Source organism: Vreelandella titanicae BH1, from assembly GCF_000336575.1.
Classification (GTDB): domain Bacteria; phylum Pseudomonadota; class Gammaproteobacteria; order Pseudomonadales; family Halomonadaceae; genus Vreelandella; species Vreelandella titanicae.
This window is the reverse complement of record NZ_AOPO01000001.1, coordinates 573826-588613: the sequence shown is the minus strand read 5'-3', so window position 1 is coordinate 588613 and position 14788 is coordinate 573826. Positions and strand designations below refer to the sequence as shown.

13 protein-coding genes and 1 pseudogene are annotated in these 14788 nt (G+C 54.5%); 7 read left to right on the top strand and 7 right to left on the bottom strand.

Going from position 1 to position 14788, the window contains the following annotated elements; genetic code table 11:
• Window positions 1–4 precede the first annotated feature (4 nt).
• Window positions 5–787 carry a thiol:disulfide interchange protein DsbG gene (gene dsbG / locus HALTITAN_RS02475; RefSeq protein WP_231125669.1) on the top strand — a complete coding sequence of 261 codons (783 nt, stop codon included), beginning with the start codon at window positions 5–7 and terminating at the stop codon, window positions 785–787.
• Between the two features lie 10 nt (window positions 788–797).
• On the opposite strand, the gene HALTITAN_RS02470 is transcribed toward dsbG, so the two are convergent.
• Both HALTITAN_RS02470 and HALTITAN_RS02465 read right to left on the bottom strand, forming a co-directional pair.
• Window positions 798–2105 carry an ATP-binding protein gene (locus HALTITAN_RS02470; RefSeq protein WP_009286137.1) on the bottom strand — a complete coding sequence of 436 codons (1308 nt, stop codon included), beginning with the start codon at window positions 2103–2105 and terminating at the stop codon, window positions 798–800.
• The gene (locus HALTITAN_RS02465) at window positions 2102–2779 is read right to left on the bottom strand and encodes a response regulator (protein WP_039857579.1); all 678 of its coding nucleotides are present in this window, start codon (window positions 2777–2779) and stop codon (window positions 2102–2104) included. The genes HALTITAN_RS02470 and HALTITAN_RS02465 overlap by 4 nt, the downstream gene beginning before the upstream one ends.
• Before the next feature lie 353 nt (window positions 2780–3132).
• On the opposite strand from HALTITAN_RS02465, the gene HALTITAN_RS02460 reads away from it, so the two are divergent.
• Entirely contained in the window at window positions 3133–3969 is an 837-nt protein-coding gene (locus HALTITAN_RS02460; RefSeq protein WP_338074264.1) for a L,D-transpeptidase family protein, read from the top strand.
• Window positions 3970–4853: 884 nt separating this feature from the next.
• Here the strand turns inward: HALTITAN_RS02460 and HALTITAN_RS02455 are convergent.
• The 5 genes and pseudogenes from HALTITAN_RS02455 to HALTITAN_RS26290 all read right to left on the bottom strand — a co-directional run.
• Entirely contained in the window at window positions 4854–7949 is a 3096-nt protein-coding gene (locus HALTITAN_RS02455; protein ID WP_039857575.1) for a molybdopterin dinucleotide binding domain-containing protein, read from the bottom strand.
• Complete coding sequence (nrfD, locus tag HALTITAN_RS02450; RefSeq protein WP_039857574.1) at window positions 7942–9171, bottom strand: NrfD/PsrC family molybdoenzyme membrane anchor subunit; 1230 nt, start codon at window positions 9169–9171, stop codon at window positions 7942–7944. The genes HALTITAN_RS02455 and nrfD overlap by 8 nt, the downstream gene beginning before the upstream one ends.
• A complete protein-coding gene (gene dsrO, locus HALTITAN_RS02445) occupies window positions 9155–9931 on the bottom strand; it encodes a sulfate reduction electron transfer complex DsrMKJOP subunit DsrO (RefSeq protein ID WP_039857572.1) in 777 nt (258 codons plus the stop codon). Before dsrO ends, nrfD begins: the two co-directional genes overlap by 17 nt.
• Window positions 9932–10223: 292 nt before the next feature.
• The gene (locus HALTITAN_RS24660; RefSeq protein WP_083868688.1) at window positions 10224–10298 is read right to left on the bottom strand and encodes a YgaP family membrane protein; all 75 of its coding nucleotides are present in this window, start codon (window positions 10296–10298) and stop codon (window positions 10224–10226) included.
• 4 nt (window positions 10299–10302) lie between these two features.
• Window positions 10303–10521 (bottom strand): annotated as a pseudogene (locus HALTITAN_RS26290) (transposase); the annotation flags it as partial.
• A 167-nt stretch (window positions 10522–10688) separates the two neighbouring features.
• Here HALTITAN_RS26290 and HALTITAN_RS02440 point away from each other — a divergent pair.
• The 5 genes from HALTITAN_RS02440 to HALTITAN_RS02420 are packed head-to-tail and all read left to right on the top strand — an operon-like array spanning window position 10689 to window position 14721.
• Entirely contained in the window at window positions 10689–11603 is a 915-nt protein-coding gene (locus HALTITAN_RS02440) for an MBL fold metallo-hydrolase (RefSeq protein ID WP_039857571.1), read from the top strand.
• A gap of 20 nt (window positions 11604–11623) precedes the next feature.
• Window positions 11624–12070: a protein tyrosine phosphatase family protein gene (locus HALTITAN_RS02435; protein WP_039857569.1), complete on the top strand. Its 447-nt coding sequence runs from the start codon at window positions 11624–11626 to the stop codon at window positions 12068–12070.
• A 7-nt stretch (window positions 12071–12077) separates the two neighbouring features.
• A complete protein-coding gene (locus HALTITAN_RS02430) occupies window positions 12078–13844 on the top strand; it encodes a SulP family inorganic anion transporter (RefSeq protein WP_039857567.1) in 1767 nt (588 codons plus the stop codon).
• A 5-nt stretch (window positions 13845–13849) separates the two neighbouring features.
• Window positions 13850–14311: a YeeE/YedE family protein gene (locus HALTITAN_RS02425; protein WP_039857566.1), complete on the top strand. Its 462-nt coding sequence runs from the start codon at window positions 13850–13852 to the stop codon at window positions 14309–14311.
• Window positions 14308–14721, top strand: a complete 414-nt coding sequence (locus HALTITAN_RS02420; protein ID WP_039857564.1) for a DUF6691 family protein — start codon at window positions 14308–14310, stop codon at window positions 14719–14721. Before HALTITAN_RS02425 ends, HALTITAN_RS02420 begins: the two co-directional genes overlap by 4 nt.
• Window positions 14722–14788 lie beyond the last annotated feature (67 nt).

The following is a 14788-nucleotide window of genomic DNA, read 5'->3' as shown; positions in this document are numbered from 1 at the left end:
ACACATGTTCGCTTTCTACCCCTGTATGACAACGCTACGCCTTACACTAACTCTTGGGGCTAGCGTCGCTCTGGCAACAAGCCTGCATGCGACTGCGGATGAGTGGCCTGCCCCTATTCAAGAGCTCGAACAGCAAGGCCTTACGATTCATGGTGAATTCGATGCACCTGACGGACTTACTGGGTATGCCGGTAGTGCTCGTGGTCAGACTGTCGCAGCATACCTCACCTCAGGAGGCGAGCATGCTGTAATAGGTACGCTGATTAATGCCGAGGGTCAGGACGTATCAGCTGAGCGGCTAGAGCAGCTCGTCAACGGCCCAAGAAACGCCGAGCTATGGCAAGAAATGGCTGATCAACACTGGGTGCGCGATGGCGATAAAGAGGCACCCCGCATCGTATATACATTTAGTGACCCCAACTGTCCTTACTGCCGACAACTGTGGGAAGACGCCCAACCCTGGGTAGAAAGTGGCGAAGTTCAGATTCGTCATTTGATGGTAGGTATTCTCAAAGCAGACAGCCCTGAAAAGGCAGCCGCGATACTCAATGCGGATAATCCTGGCGAAGCGCTGGCTGAGCATTACCGCAACGGTGCCATGCCCGAAAATCAAGGTGATGACCAAAGCGAGCAGTGGGTTAGTGAAAACACCCAGCTAATGCGCGATGGCCAACTCTTCGCAACGCCAGCGACCTTTTATCAGGATGATAACGGTGACGTGCACAGTGTGATGGGTGCTCCCTCGCCAGAAAAGCTTCGAGCCATTATGGGGAGTGACACACCTTGACCTAAACGGTTCAACCCGAAGGCAATTGAAGCGTCACCTTTAGCCCAACACCATTGCCAGACGCGAACGTCACCCGGCCTCCTGCCCGGGTGACAATCGCCTCGACGATCGAAAGACCCAAACCACTGCCTTTAGGATGATCTCCCCGGTGAAAGCGCTCCGTCAGTCGAGAGAGGTGTTCGGAAGCAATGGTTTCACCTTGACTAGTAATATCGATGACTGCCATTCCCTCTGATTCCTGTACGGAAATCTCTATCGGCGCACCGAGTGCGCCGTGACGCATCGCATTTTCGAGCAGGTTGCGTAGAACCGTCACTAGAAGCGACTCAGTTAGGGCGACATGTACTTGGTTAACGCCTTGGGGATAATGACAATGATCGCGGCTACCGGTTTCAGTCATCGCAGTCACCAGTGCCCCCCCAAGAGGAGTAGGGTCAGGACGACGGGCAAGTGTGATGTCCTCACTTTCCATTCTCGCCAATAGCAAAAGCTGACCAAGCGTTTTCGTTAGTCGATCTACCCCAGCTTCAGCTTGCTGCATCGCTTCGTACTGCTGGTGACCGTCAACACGCCTCGCGATTTGCAGATGTGTGCGAATGGCAGTTAACGGTGTTCGAAGTTCGTGGGCGGCATCGTCGGTAAAGCGCTGCTCCAATTCGAGCATACGACGCGTTCGTGCCAGTAGCGTATTGAAACTATCGATCAGCGGGCGGATTTCACCAGGCAACCCATGAAGAGGTAGTGTCGAAAGGTCATTGTGTTCGCGCAGGATAAGTCGTTGTTGTAACTTGGCAAGCGGCGAAAGTCCTCGTGTTACCCCCCACCATAGCGCAACAAGACTGCCCACCAGCGCCAGTAGAAATGGGTAAAGCGCGGCCCGGCGAACCTGCTGCAGCAGTGCTTCTCTCTCTTTCAGACGATCTGCCACCGTAATACGCTTGTCGTTATCAACTAACGTGTAAACTCGCCAGCGCTGCCCGTTGTGCTCGCGATAACGATACCCCTCAGCCTCGACAGCAAGTACATCGTTCATCTCAGGGTGCGTACCCGCCACCACTTGGCCACGAAGTGACGATACCCGACAAGCAAGACCATCGAGTGAGGGAATAGCTGACGTTCCATCTTCTTCACTGTTCCAAGACGTTGTAGGCACGCGATCCAACAAACCAGCCACCATTCGCGCCGATTGCGCCAGACGCTGGTCAAGTGAATGCTCAAGCTGGGTCGACAGGTCGCGCATTGACCATGCTGCCGTAATACCCCACAGCAGCGTTAACGTAATTCCAAGTGTAGCAACCAGACGTAAGCGCAGATTCATGAGGTCGCATCACTGTTGTATTTGCCAAGTCGATAACCCACACCTCGCACGGTTTCGATCACGTTGCGCCCCAGCTTGCGACGCAGTTGGTAGATGTGCACATTAAGCGCATTGCTTTCGATCTCATCATCAATACCGTAAAGGCAGTCCTTCAATTGATCGGCGCTCAGAATTCGCCCGCGAGCTCGAATCAGTGCTTCCAGCAGCATTAACTCGCGTCGTAATAGGACGACGGGTTCTCCATCAAGCGTGACGCTACGTGTAACGGGGTCTAATGCCAGGCTACCGTGACGAATGGCGTGATCCACTTGCCCTGCCGAACGGCGTAAAAGCGATTGGAGCCGGGCCGTTAACTCGTCAAGATCAAACGGCTTGATCAAATAGTCGTCTGCGCCTCCCTGAAGGCCCTCGACGCGGTTCGCTACCGCATCTCGAGCCGTTAGCATCAGCACTGGCGTCGCCACGCTCGCATGACGCCAATGCTTCAATAACGTCAAGCCATCTCCATCGGGCAACCGACGGTCGAGAATAACAGCATCGTAGTTAATTGTGGCTAGCGCACCTTTCGCAGCATCCAGGGTGGTGACGGTATCAACCACAAAGCCGCTCAGCGCCAATCCTGCTTCGACGCCAGCCGCTACCGGGGCATCATCTTCGACCAGTAATACCCGCATACTTACTCCGCAAAGGCATAGAAAGTGTTTTCTATCAGCAGTATGCCATTCGGGGATGAAGTTAATATGAGGCAGCCTCCATTTTACAGCCGACAGATCGAAACTGTTCAAACCATCAACTAGACGGCATCACTCAACGCGAACAGCCGCCATTATCAGCGCTTCATTTACAGTTAATGTTCATCATGCCTAATGAGTTTTTAGTCGTATAGTGAGTAACGTTTCTTATGAGCTCTTGCTTTGTAAAAACTACATGCGGTGGTCGTCTGCTTCGCTGCGCATTCATGATGGCATTGTGGCTTATTTCATTATCGGCTGTAGCCGAGACATCACGACCACTAGGGCATTACCCTTTGCCTGAAGCCGGTAACATCGTGGGTGAGACCTACACTGTCAGTGTAGAGGACGAGGCGGATATCCTGCTCGATATTGCTCACACACACGGTGTCGGCTACGAAGAAATTCGAAGGGCCAATCCTGACATCAGTCTTTGGGTTCCTGGGAAAGGAACGCAGGTTCAGATTCCGGCGCAGCACATACTGCCAGATGTGGAGCGTAAGGGAGTGGTTATCAATATCGCGGAGCTGCGGCTTTACTACTATCCCGAGGTGCAAGATGGAGAAACACCTCGCGTCGAGACCTACCCCATTGGCATTGGCCGCGATGGATTCGATACACCATTGGGGATTACTAAAACCACTATGCGCCTTGAGGATCCCGCTTGGTATCCACCCGAATCCGTTCGTCAGGAAGCGGCTGAACGCGGCGACCCACCGCCTGACGTTGTTCCGCCAGGGCCCGACAATCCCCTCGGTCAGCACGCCATCTTATTGGATATTCCTGGTTATTTAATTCATGGCACGAACCAACCAGATGGCATTGGCATGCGCGCCAGTCGAGGTTGTATCCGTATGCACCCCGACGATATTAAAGCCGTATTTGAGCAAATACCCAACGGTACCCAGGTCAATATTATCGATGAGCCGATCAAGCTTGGCTGGGACGCCGACCACTTGCCGTACTTGCAGGCATTTACTTCGCGTAATGAACAAGAAACGAGCATAAGCGACTTGCTGAATATCGTTAACAAAGCTGACGAACTGCCGGAACAAAAGCGCTCAAACATTGATTATGAAGTGATGCAGAAAGCGCTTAAAAGAGGTAGTGGACGTATAGAGCCGCTAATTTAACCCACTTTTTAGTAAATTTTAGCGGTTGTTATGGGTTCAATGTGGCCAAGGGCTTTCATAAGTGATGCCGTCACGTCCGTCGCAGGGTTTACTGTATCCTGGGATTCCCCTGCCATCCATACAAGGCATCATTTACAGCGTTCTTCAGGAATAAATGGGGCATTCAAAGGGAATAAAGTATGGTGGTAAGCAGCGAGAAACTCTTTGCAGAGTGTTAGTTAAAATTAGGCTTTAAGACAGATCATCGCGTGTAATTTCAACTTTGCTAAATGCATTAAGCACGGAGGCCTCACAAGGTACACTCTCATTGTTTGATTTAGGATGTTTGAAAGGATCGGCAAGCTCTAGGCTATGGCTAGTCAATTTTTGAACGACACCTTGGACGAGCCGAACGCTCCAAAGCCCTAGAGAAGTCACAGTAGCCAGCCCAGCACTGTAACCAGCTCGCTGACTATTCGTGCTGGCTGCTTATGGGAGTCTGGGCTGGATGAGCCGTGTACTTAAAGATGGTTCCCTATCTAGGGCATTTAGGCTCCACCACTTTTGGACCTTTGAACCTCGTCATCTGATGACACAAGATCATGCCTGTGGCTACGGCCTAATAGGCCAACAATTCCTCCGAGCACCCACTCATGAATGAATATAACGACCATATCGCCAGCAATTAGCAGATAAGTGACAGTTAAAATGTTGCGTTTCTAGTCAAGTTGATAAGTGTCCGAACCAGGCAGAGAAAAAATACTGAGTTAACTATAAACCGTTGGCCAGTTTTAATTGACCACTACAGCCTTAGCGGACACCCTTAGAAGCTCATGAGGGCGTCCTTGTTTTTTTCATTCCAAATTTGTAAAGCTAGCTGTATATATTCTATTGCTCTGCATTGGTTAGACTCGTCTAACTTTTACTGGTAAGCCTTGGCGCACGCTGGCCCCACTGATTGGCTCTAGCCAAGTGCCATCTACTTTCCGTGTGGGGTCTTGAAAGCCTAGGTCATTAATATTGATACCTGCACGCATCCAGGGCATATCCGGCTGGGATACCCCGTCGATGACATGTGGCGTGGCACCTAAATCCTTGTGGCCATAGCCGTGCTCAATGCCCAGGGCGCCAGGTATTACGCTTTCACTGACTAGTGCCAATCCCACAACGCTTCCGCCAGGGCTTTCTATGCGAATGGTATCACCGTGCTGGATACCAAAGCGCTCGGCGTCTTGGCGGTGCATTTGTATCGGGTTATAAGGCTTGATCATACGTAGCCGCTCACTCCCAATGGCGTAAGAGTTCATCAGATTGGATTTGAACGAGAAGGCTAGCAGCGGCCACTCCTGCTCAGAAAATATCTCGCGCATAGGTTGCTTGTTCGCCATCTGAGGCAGCTTATGGCAGGGGACGCCGCTATTGGGCAGGCCATTAGTGGTATCAATACTGGTGCCTACCGATTCGTTGTAAACACACAGCGTTTGCTTCCACTGGTATTTCAATTTTTCACCGATGAAGTGCTCGCTGGCATCTTCAAAGCGTCCACCCCGGGCATAGAGATAGGCAACTCTAGCGCGTTCATCAGATTTTAGCGTTCTTGCGATTTTAGGCAGCAGTGGGGCAATGCCTCCATGAGCAATATCAGCGTCATCTGCTTCTGGCAGTGGCTCTTCTTGAAAAGCGATATTGGCCGCGGCTCGCAGGTAGTAATCCTCAGCGCGATTGAGCGGGTGCAGATTTCCTTGGGCATCGGGAATTGCGTTGTCGCCAAAGCCGGGCAGACCCAGGCGCTTGGCCACGGCAATAAAGAAGCTGTCCATTGACACCGGTTCTCCCTCGGCGGTTTTTTGCTGGCGTGGCTCAACTACGGGCCAGCAGGCGGTGGTTAGTTTGCCGAGGGTGCCTTTCCACGCGCCAGTAAACCCCCACACCTCGTACATCACGGAATCAGGCACGATGTAGTCGGCGTAGCGGTTGGTTTCATTGATAAAGCCATCCACGGCGACAAAGAGCCCTAGACGCTTAGGGTCCTTCAGCTTGTCGACAATGACGCTTTTCAGACCGGCCTGACCATAAATCGGGTTGGCCATACAGCCAATCACCGCTTTGATGGGGTAAGGATAGCTATCTAGTGCAGAGGGTAGGTGCTCTGTGAGTGTCGGCGGTGCCAACGAGCGCCACGGCGCTCTAGCCGGGTAAGGATTTTCGCCTGCGGCGACTTTGCGCTGATACTCGGAAGACTTTTCGTAGGGGAAGCGCGAGCGGGATAGAAATACCCCCTGAGGTGCGCGCTTACCAGGAAAGTTGGCTAAGTCGTAGCGTGGGCCCTCGCCGGTACCGCTGTAAGTGCCGCCGCCCACGGCGCTGCCACCCTTCATGTTGTAGTTGCCCGCCAGTAAGTTCAGCATTTGCACGCTGAACGCGGCGTAGAAACCGTTACCCGACATCATGCCGCCGTGACAGTTAACAGCGGCTTTTCTGCCATGGCTGGCATAGCGGCTGGCCAATTCAATAATCGTCGCCTTGGGAATGCCACAATGCTCGGCATAGGTGTCTAGGTCGTACTCGTGGGCAGATTCGCTTAGCAACGTCAGGCTGCTTTTGACGGTCACGGTGGTGCCATCGGCAAGCTCAACCGGACGTTCGGCAAAGAGCTCGGCGGTCATCACCTCTTCGCTTAGCGCGAGTTCGCCATTGGCGACTACCATCGGCGAGTCAGCATCGTTATCCGCTTCCGCTAGGCCCAGGTCGCTGGCGCGAAGAAAATAACCTCTGCGGGGGTGTTCATAGGTGTCAATCACCAAATGAGTGGCGTTGGAGTGGGTGGTTTCGCCCGCTGCATTGGCGGCGGCTTGGCCGGGCAGAGCTAGGAAGTCACTAGCATAGCCTTGGTTGTCGAGTAGCCACTGGATGATTGCCATGGCAAAAGCGCTGTCTGTCCCAGGACGAATAGGCACCCAGCGGTTGTTGTCGGCTGCGTGGGAGGTGGCGGCATTGAGCGCTGGGTCGACCACCACGTACTCCAACGTACCGGCTGCACGGGCTTGGGCAATCAAGCGGCCTTGGCGTTTAAACGGGTTGCCCGCTTGGCTGGGCGCACAGCCGATATACATGATGAAGCGTGCGTTTTGGATATCTGGCTTAACGTGGGCGTTGGTGACAATATTGTTCATCACCGCGCCAGATCCCATGCGGAAAGCCAAACCACAGTAAGCGCCATGGTGACCATAATTGCGGGTAGCAAAGGCATTGAGGGTAAAGCGCTTGAGTAGGTCTGAACGCCCGTAGTCAGTGGCTTCCATCACCATTAATTGGTTGGCCTTGGGGCCATATTCAGGGTTGTCAGGGTCAATCAGGGTGTCGTGATCGCGAATATCGCGCAGTCCATCAACGTGGCCTTCGTTAAACAGGTCGCCGCCTTCGCAGATTTCTTCAATTAGCTGCTCAAAGGAGATTTTCTGCCATTGACGGCTACCACGTTCACCTACTCGTTTCAGGCAGTTGTCGACTCGGAAAGGGTTGGTAATTTGGCTCATCATGGCGTTGCCACGGGCGCAGGCGGTGGAGCGGTTTATCTGACCCTGTTCACCATAGGCGCTAACACTACGCAGTGCATCCGCCACCGGTGTACGCATAGGTAAATGGTCGTCGGCGGACAGCGGGTGGTAGGGATTGCCTGATACCCGCAGTACTTCGCCAAGGGTGTCATCGACCCTCACTCTCACGCCGCATCGAGTAGTACAGCCGTAACAAATAGTGAAGGCGACTCGCTGGCCGGGGGTTAAGGTGAGTTCGCCAGTGTCTAAATCGACGCGGTATTCTGGGGTCAGCGAGTTGCCATGAATATTGTGCCTGGGTTTTTCACCCGCGCTACCGGTAATGCCCTTGGCCATTTTTGCCAGTGGGTCGGCATAGCCCACGGCAAAGGTGGCTGCACCACCAGCGGCGGCAGCGCCTTTTAGAAAACGGCGGCGTGACGGGTCTTGAGCAGACTTAGACATGACTAGACGCTCCTTTTTTAGCGGTGAGAGGATGAGTAGAAGCATCTTGGGCAGCGTGGGTTGGCATTGCTATAAGGCCGCCTTGTTGGGCCTGTCGCCAGGGAATAAACAGTTCAATCAGGAGAATAACGGCGAGCCAGAGACCGAAGGTGCCAACAATGCCTAAAATGCCGGAAGAGCCGGCGGGAATACCATAGTGGTGAAATCCGGCACTATTGCGCGCCACATGCTGAACATCCATCAGTACCACCCAGCGAAACATCCAGCCCATGTGTATGGCGACGAGGCCTAGCAACCATGCCCAGGCAAACAGTGCTGGCTGGCTAGAGGTTGGAGCGCCGCTCGGCCCGGGCTGGCGCAGGGTAGGGCGAGTCAATAAATACAACACGGCGGCAAACAGCGCGATGCCGGTAATGCCTCCCCAGAGGGCAGTGTTGCGCCACGAGGCGCTATGGCGCACGGATTCCAGCGCGGTGGCGACTGAGCCTACGTGGGCATTTACGCCATCTAAAAACCAGCTAAGCGCGATCAATCCTGCTAGCGCACAGGCCACTAGCAGCACATACAGCATCTGTCGTATAGCGGTTTGCGAACAAAGCCCACTAACCCTGTTCAGCACTAACACCAGACCGGAGGCGGCGATAAATCCGGTGGTCGCCAGCATGGGCGGTAGCCACACGGTGTTCCAAAGCGGACGGGCCTTTACGATTGCTAGTTCCGCACCGGTGTAAAGCATAATGCCGCTGGAAAGCCCCAGCGCAGCCAGACCTACCACCGCGACTATTGCTCGTGGCGTTGTGCCACTGCCCAGTGAAAGCCAGGTGGCTAGCATGCCACCGAGTCCTGGAGTGCCGCACTGTGCCTGCAGCGCGGGCCGCCATGCCAACCAAGCAAGGCCAAGCACGCTAACCAAATAAAGCGGCAGAACAACGCTGCCAATCGACATCCACGAGTGGCTATTGGCGTAAGCGTAGAAGTGCCAGAACCGCAGTGGCTGGTGCAAATCCGCGAGTAACGCAACGGGCGCCACTAGCGTAGTGCTAACGCAAGCGATTAGCGCCAGACGTGCGGTAGGCAGCCAGGTTTTTTTACCGAATACCAGTGCTGGGGCGGCTAGCCATAGGCTGGCGTAGGAAACCGCAATCATAAAAAAGTACTGAACCGCCCACGGGTACCAGGCGATGTCATAGCGCGGTGCCAGTAGCTCAATGGTGGAATTCATAGCCCATCTCCTGACCGTGGGGGTCGAGTACTTCGAGCGCAACGGGCTCGGCCTTAGGACGCGTGGTGAAGCGCTCATCCATGCCTAGGTAGAACACCTGAGGAAGGGTGTTTTTTTCTGGTTGTAGCACCATCAATGCATCGCGATGTTCATGAATCATGCGGCTGATTTGGCTTTGAGGATCGCGCATATCTCCAATCACGCGGGCACCGCCTACGCAGCTCTCAACGCAAGCGGGCAATAGTCCGGCTTCTAGACGATGGGCACAGAAGGTGCACTTGTCGGCGGTTTGAGTGCGTTGGTTAATAAAGCGAGCATCGTAGGGGCAAGCATTGACGCAATAGGCACACCCTACGCAGCGGTCGCTATCGACCACCACAATGCCATCCTGCTGCTGGTAAGTGGCTTCTACAGGGCAGACCGGGACGCAGGGTGGGTTTTCACAGTGGTTACACAGCCGGGGCAGCATAAAGGTGGCTAATTCGCCGCTTTCCTGATGCTGTACTTCATACTGGGAGACCGTGGTGCGAAACTGTCCCAGCGGTGCAGCGTTTTCGATATGACACGACACCGTACAGGCTTGGCAGCCGATGCACTGGCGTAAGTCGATAAGCATACCGTAGCGTTTAGTTGGGTCGCCTTCGCGGCGGGCAGGTTGCTGATTAATGCCAGCTTGGGCAAGGCTTGAAAACGGCATCAGCGCAGCGCCTGCACTTAAGCGTGCCATTTGACCCAAGAGCGAGCGACGTATTGCGTCCATAGCGCCTCCTTGGCGAATTAAACGGCATTCGCAGGGCGAATGTCGGAATACCCTTAGATTACGCCTTTGCTCAAGGTAGAAAGTTGATACGTGTCAATGTGTTATGATATATCGCTTAATGCTCTCTTAATGTTAAATGACTAAGTAGCTGTTCTGTATATGGAATTTTATCTAGCATTAAGTAATTAGCTTGTTACATGGGAATTTTTTAGCGCGCATATGTAAAAAAGCGCTTGCCCCAATAAACATGGCAAGCGCTTTTTCTATGGTTTTGTTTGCTTAATAGGCACTATTAAATTTTACATGTATTAATGCCTATTAATTTATAAGCTGGGCAGAAGTTAAATAGCCCGGTGGCTAGCGGCAATCATCTCCAGTAGCGACTCAGTGAAAAGCTTCTTTAATCTTGTCTTCGCGACTTCGAGTTCGTTGAGTCGCTTGGAATCTGGCTAGCTCATTCCACCCAATTCGCTGCACCATAAGTAATAACTTGCTTCCGAGAAACCATGCCGACGGTATGGCTCATTAATAGGCAGCCCCGCATCTGCTTCACCCAAGAGACCTATGAACTGTTGTGTGCTAACGCTCATGCATGTCCGTGCTCCTTGCTAGTAGGATCGAAATCTAAAGTGTAGCGCAACCCAATCAGAGGGGGAGATGTCACTTTTACTTGATGTTTGTATAAACATGTTTCATTGTTTTCTTGTTATTCCAATATGGTCTAGGCTTGTAACTAAAATGGAGAATGAGGAAGAATATGCGTAATTTCCGACACTCACCAGGCAGGCCGGACGTGGCCGGCTTTTACGATCAAAGAACCTCAAGCGTTCAATATATTATCAGTGACCCTGCGACACGGCGCTGTGCCATCCTTGACCCTGTCCTGGACTTTGATGAGAAGTCAGGGACCACTGCAACCCACCATGCTGATGAGTTACTAGATTACGTCGCACGGGAGGGGCTCATCGTTGACTGGATACTCGATACGCATCCACACGCCGACCATTTTTCGGCAGCACAGTATCTTAAGGAAAAGACAGGGGCACCAACGGCTATAGGAGCTTACGTTACGCAAGTGCAAGCGCTATGGAAGGATATATACAACTGGCCCGACTTTCCGGATGACGGCCGACAGTGGGACCACCTTTTTGTAGAGGGCGATACTTTCCACGTGGGCGAGATAGAAGGCCGGATTATGTTCTCGCCCGGCCATACCAAGGCGTCGATCACCTACGTCATCGGCGATGCGGCGTTCGTGCACGACACGCTGTTTCAGCCGGATGGTGGTACGGCCCGTGCCGATTTCCCTGGGGGCAATGCTCACAAACTGTGGGATTCCATTCAGGCCATCCTGGCACTGCCGGACGACACTCGGCTCTTTACCGGTCACGACTACATGCCCGGCGATCGCGAGCCAGAGTGGGAAAGCACGGTGAGTGTCCAGCGCGAAACCAATATTCATCTCCAAGACAGCCCGACAGCGGAAAGCTTCATCGCTTTGCGTAACGAACGTGACGCCAAGCTGCCCATGCCGAAACTGATCCTGCACGCTTTGCAAGTCAATATCCGGGGCGGCGACCTGCCAGAGCCAGAGGATAATGGTCGTCGTTACCTGAAGATTCCCCTCGATGCTCTACCGGGGGCCGCCTGGGATGATGAGGCGCGTTCCTAAAGCGACCAAGGAGGTAACCTATGGATATCAAACCACTCGATGATCGCCTTTACGTGGCAGCACAACCTCGCCTCGACGAACTTGAACAGCTTGCCGAACAAGGGTTCCGCACCATTATCTCCAATCGCCCGCGCGGGGAAAGTGATGACCAGCCGGATCCCGATGCCCTCAAGGCTAAGGCCAAATCACTGGGCATGGCCTGGCATGAAGTTCCCGTAAAGCCTGGGGAATACGCAAAGGCGGACATCGACGCCTATTCAGATGTGCTGCATTCTGCAAAGGCCCCCGTGCTCGGCTTCTGCCGAACGGGAAAACGCGTGGCCCATTTGTGGGCATTATCACTCGCCCCGCAGCGTCCGGTATCCGAGCTGATCGGATCAGCCAATGCGGCTGGCTATGACTTGGAGCCCTTGCGCGACAGGCTTGAACAACAAGCCCATCAGGCAAAGGGTGATTCTGGGTCGTGAGCGTGCTATGGCCAACCTGAAGCATTATCTGCCCATCCTCCAGTGGCTACCCGGCTATAGACGCGATACGTTGGCCAGTGACCTGTTGGCAGCGGTAATCGTGACCGTCATGCTGATCCCGCAGTCGCTAGCATACGCCATGCTGGCGGGCCTTCCCCCCGAGGTGGGGCTTTATGCAAGCATCGCTCCGCTGTTCGTTTATGCTATTTTCGGGACCAGCCGCACCCTTGCCGTAGGGCCAGTGGCAGTAGTCTCACTGATGACAGCGGTGGCCATCGGTCGCGTCGCCCCGCAAGGGTCGCCGGAATACTTGGGTGCTGCACTGGTACTGGCACTGATGTCTGGTTTGCTTCTCATCCTCATGGGGGTGGCGCGACTGGGCTTCTTGGCCAATTTTCTCAGTCATCCCGTGATATCCGGATTCATCACCGCCTCGGGGCTGCTCATCGCGATCGGTCAGGCCCGACACTTACTGGGGGTGGAAGCCTCGGGTCACAACATGATCGAATTGCTGGGCGATCTGTGGGGAAACGTAGGAAGCCTCCATGGCATTACTCTTGCCATCGGTTTAGGTGTGCTGGCCTTTCTTTATGCTGCCCGGCGTTGGTTAAAGCTAGGGCTCCTGTCGCTAGGCCTGCCGTCACGCTCAGCGGATATGCTGTCCAAGGCAACACCGATTCTTGCCGTGGCGCTGACCACCCTAGCGAGTTGGGCCTGGCAGCTCGACCAGCACGGCGTAGCCGTCGTGGGCGAAGTACCGGCCGGTCTACCTCCGCTTACCTTACCAGGTATGGACCTTGGGCTATGGCGTGAACTGTTAGTAGCTGCCTTGCTGATAAGCGTGGTCGGTTTCGTAGAGTCAGTATCGGTAGGTCAGACCTTGGCCGCCAAGCGTCGGCAACGCATCGAGCCAAACCAGGAACTGATCGGTCTTGGCACTTCGAATATTGCGTCTTCCTTCTCTGGCGGCATGCCGGTGACGGGTGGCTTTGCCCGTTCGGTGGTCAATTTCGATGCCGGCGCTCAGACTCCGGCGGCAGGTGCGTTCACGGCCATAGGCATCACACTGGCCGCGTTGCTGCTGACACCGTTGATCGCCTATCTCCCCATCGCCACGCTCGCCGCAACCATTATCGTCGCCGTCCTATCATTGGTGGATTTGGGCGCGGTGCAAAAAAACTGGACCTATTCCCGCAGTGATGGCGTAGCCATGTTGGCAACCATCATCGCCACCCTGGGCCATGGAGTGGAAAGCGGTATCCTGGCCGGCGTAGGGCTGTCGCTCGCCTTGCATCTCTACCGTACCAGCCGCCCCCATAGCGCCGTGATCGGCCGAGTCCCGGGCAGCGAGCATTTCCGAAATGTCCTGCGCCACGACGTTGAGACCGATAAGCGTCTGGTCATACTCCGCATCGACGAAAGCCTTTATTTCGCCAACGCCCGTTACCTTGAGGATACCGTGATGGCCTTGATTTCCCGGGACTTCGAATTGCAGCATATCGTGCTGGCGTGTCAGGCAGTTAATACCATCGACGCCTCGGCCTTGGAAAGCCTAGAGGAGATCAACGCTCGGTTGAAGGATGCCGACGTGGCGCTGCATCTGGCCGAGGTCAAGGGGCCGGTTATGGACAAGCTTCGTGGCTCCGATTTCATGAAAGCGCTCGGCGGCGAGGTCTTCCTCAGTACCTACGATGCTTGGCGCAGCCTGCATCAAGAGAAAACGTCGTTGGCTCAGGCAACCAACACCCAACGGGTTCAGCAAACTAAGGAGTAAACGAAGTGGATTGGACTTCAAATCTGCAAGGACTGGCCGGCGGTATACTCATCGGCATTTCCGCTACCTGGTTGATGGCCACGCTAGGACGTATCACCGGTATCAGCGGCATCGCCGGCACGCTGGTGACGACGCGTCCAAAGGGCGACAGTGCTTGGCGGGCCGCGTTCTTGGTTGGCCTGGTCACCGGGCCTGTTGTGCTCGTTCTGGTGGGAGGCGGTCTGGGAAACGTGGTGGGACAGCCCAATGAGGTTATTGGTGATCCCGCCGGTGGCGTGATGCTGATGTTGATTGCGGGGCTGTTGGTGGGTGTCGGGACAGGGCTCGGCAGCGGCTGTACCAGTGGTCATGGGGTATGTGGCCTGTCACGTCTATCGCCGCGTTCGATGGCGGCTACCGTCACGTTTTTGCTGAGTGCCATGGCAACCGTCTATATCACCCGACATGTGATAGGAGGTGGGGCATGAGAACCTTAATGGCTTACGCCGCAGGGCTCTTGTTCGGACTCGGCCTCGCCATTTCAGGCATGACCGATCCGGCGCGTGTTCTCGGCTTTCTGGATATCGCCGGCGAATGGGACCCTACCTTGGCCTTCGTACTGGGCGGGGCCGTCATCACTACCTTCATCGGCTACCGGTTGGTATTGCGTCGGAGCAGCCCTTTTTTTGGTGATAAATTCCACCTACCAACCAAGCGTGAACTCGATAGCCGCTTGCTCGGTGGGGCGGCGCTCTTTGGCATTGGCTGGGGGCTTTCGGGCTACTGTCCAGGTCCTGCCATCGCCTCGGTCGTCGGACTGAGCACGCCTCTCGTCGCGATGCTTGTGGCAATGATTGGCGGGTGGTGGTTAGCAAAGCGGTTCTCAGGCAGCCGCTGACCAGCGCTTGAGCTTAAACCACCGCTTGCTAAGAGTGAATTATAGAACTAAAAGTGTAGATCTAGAT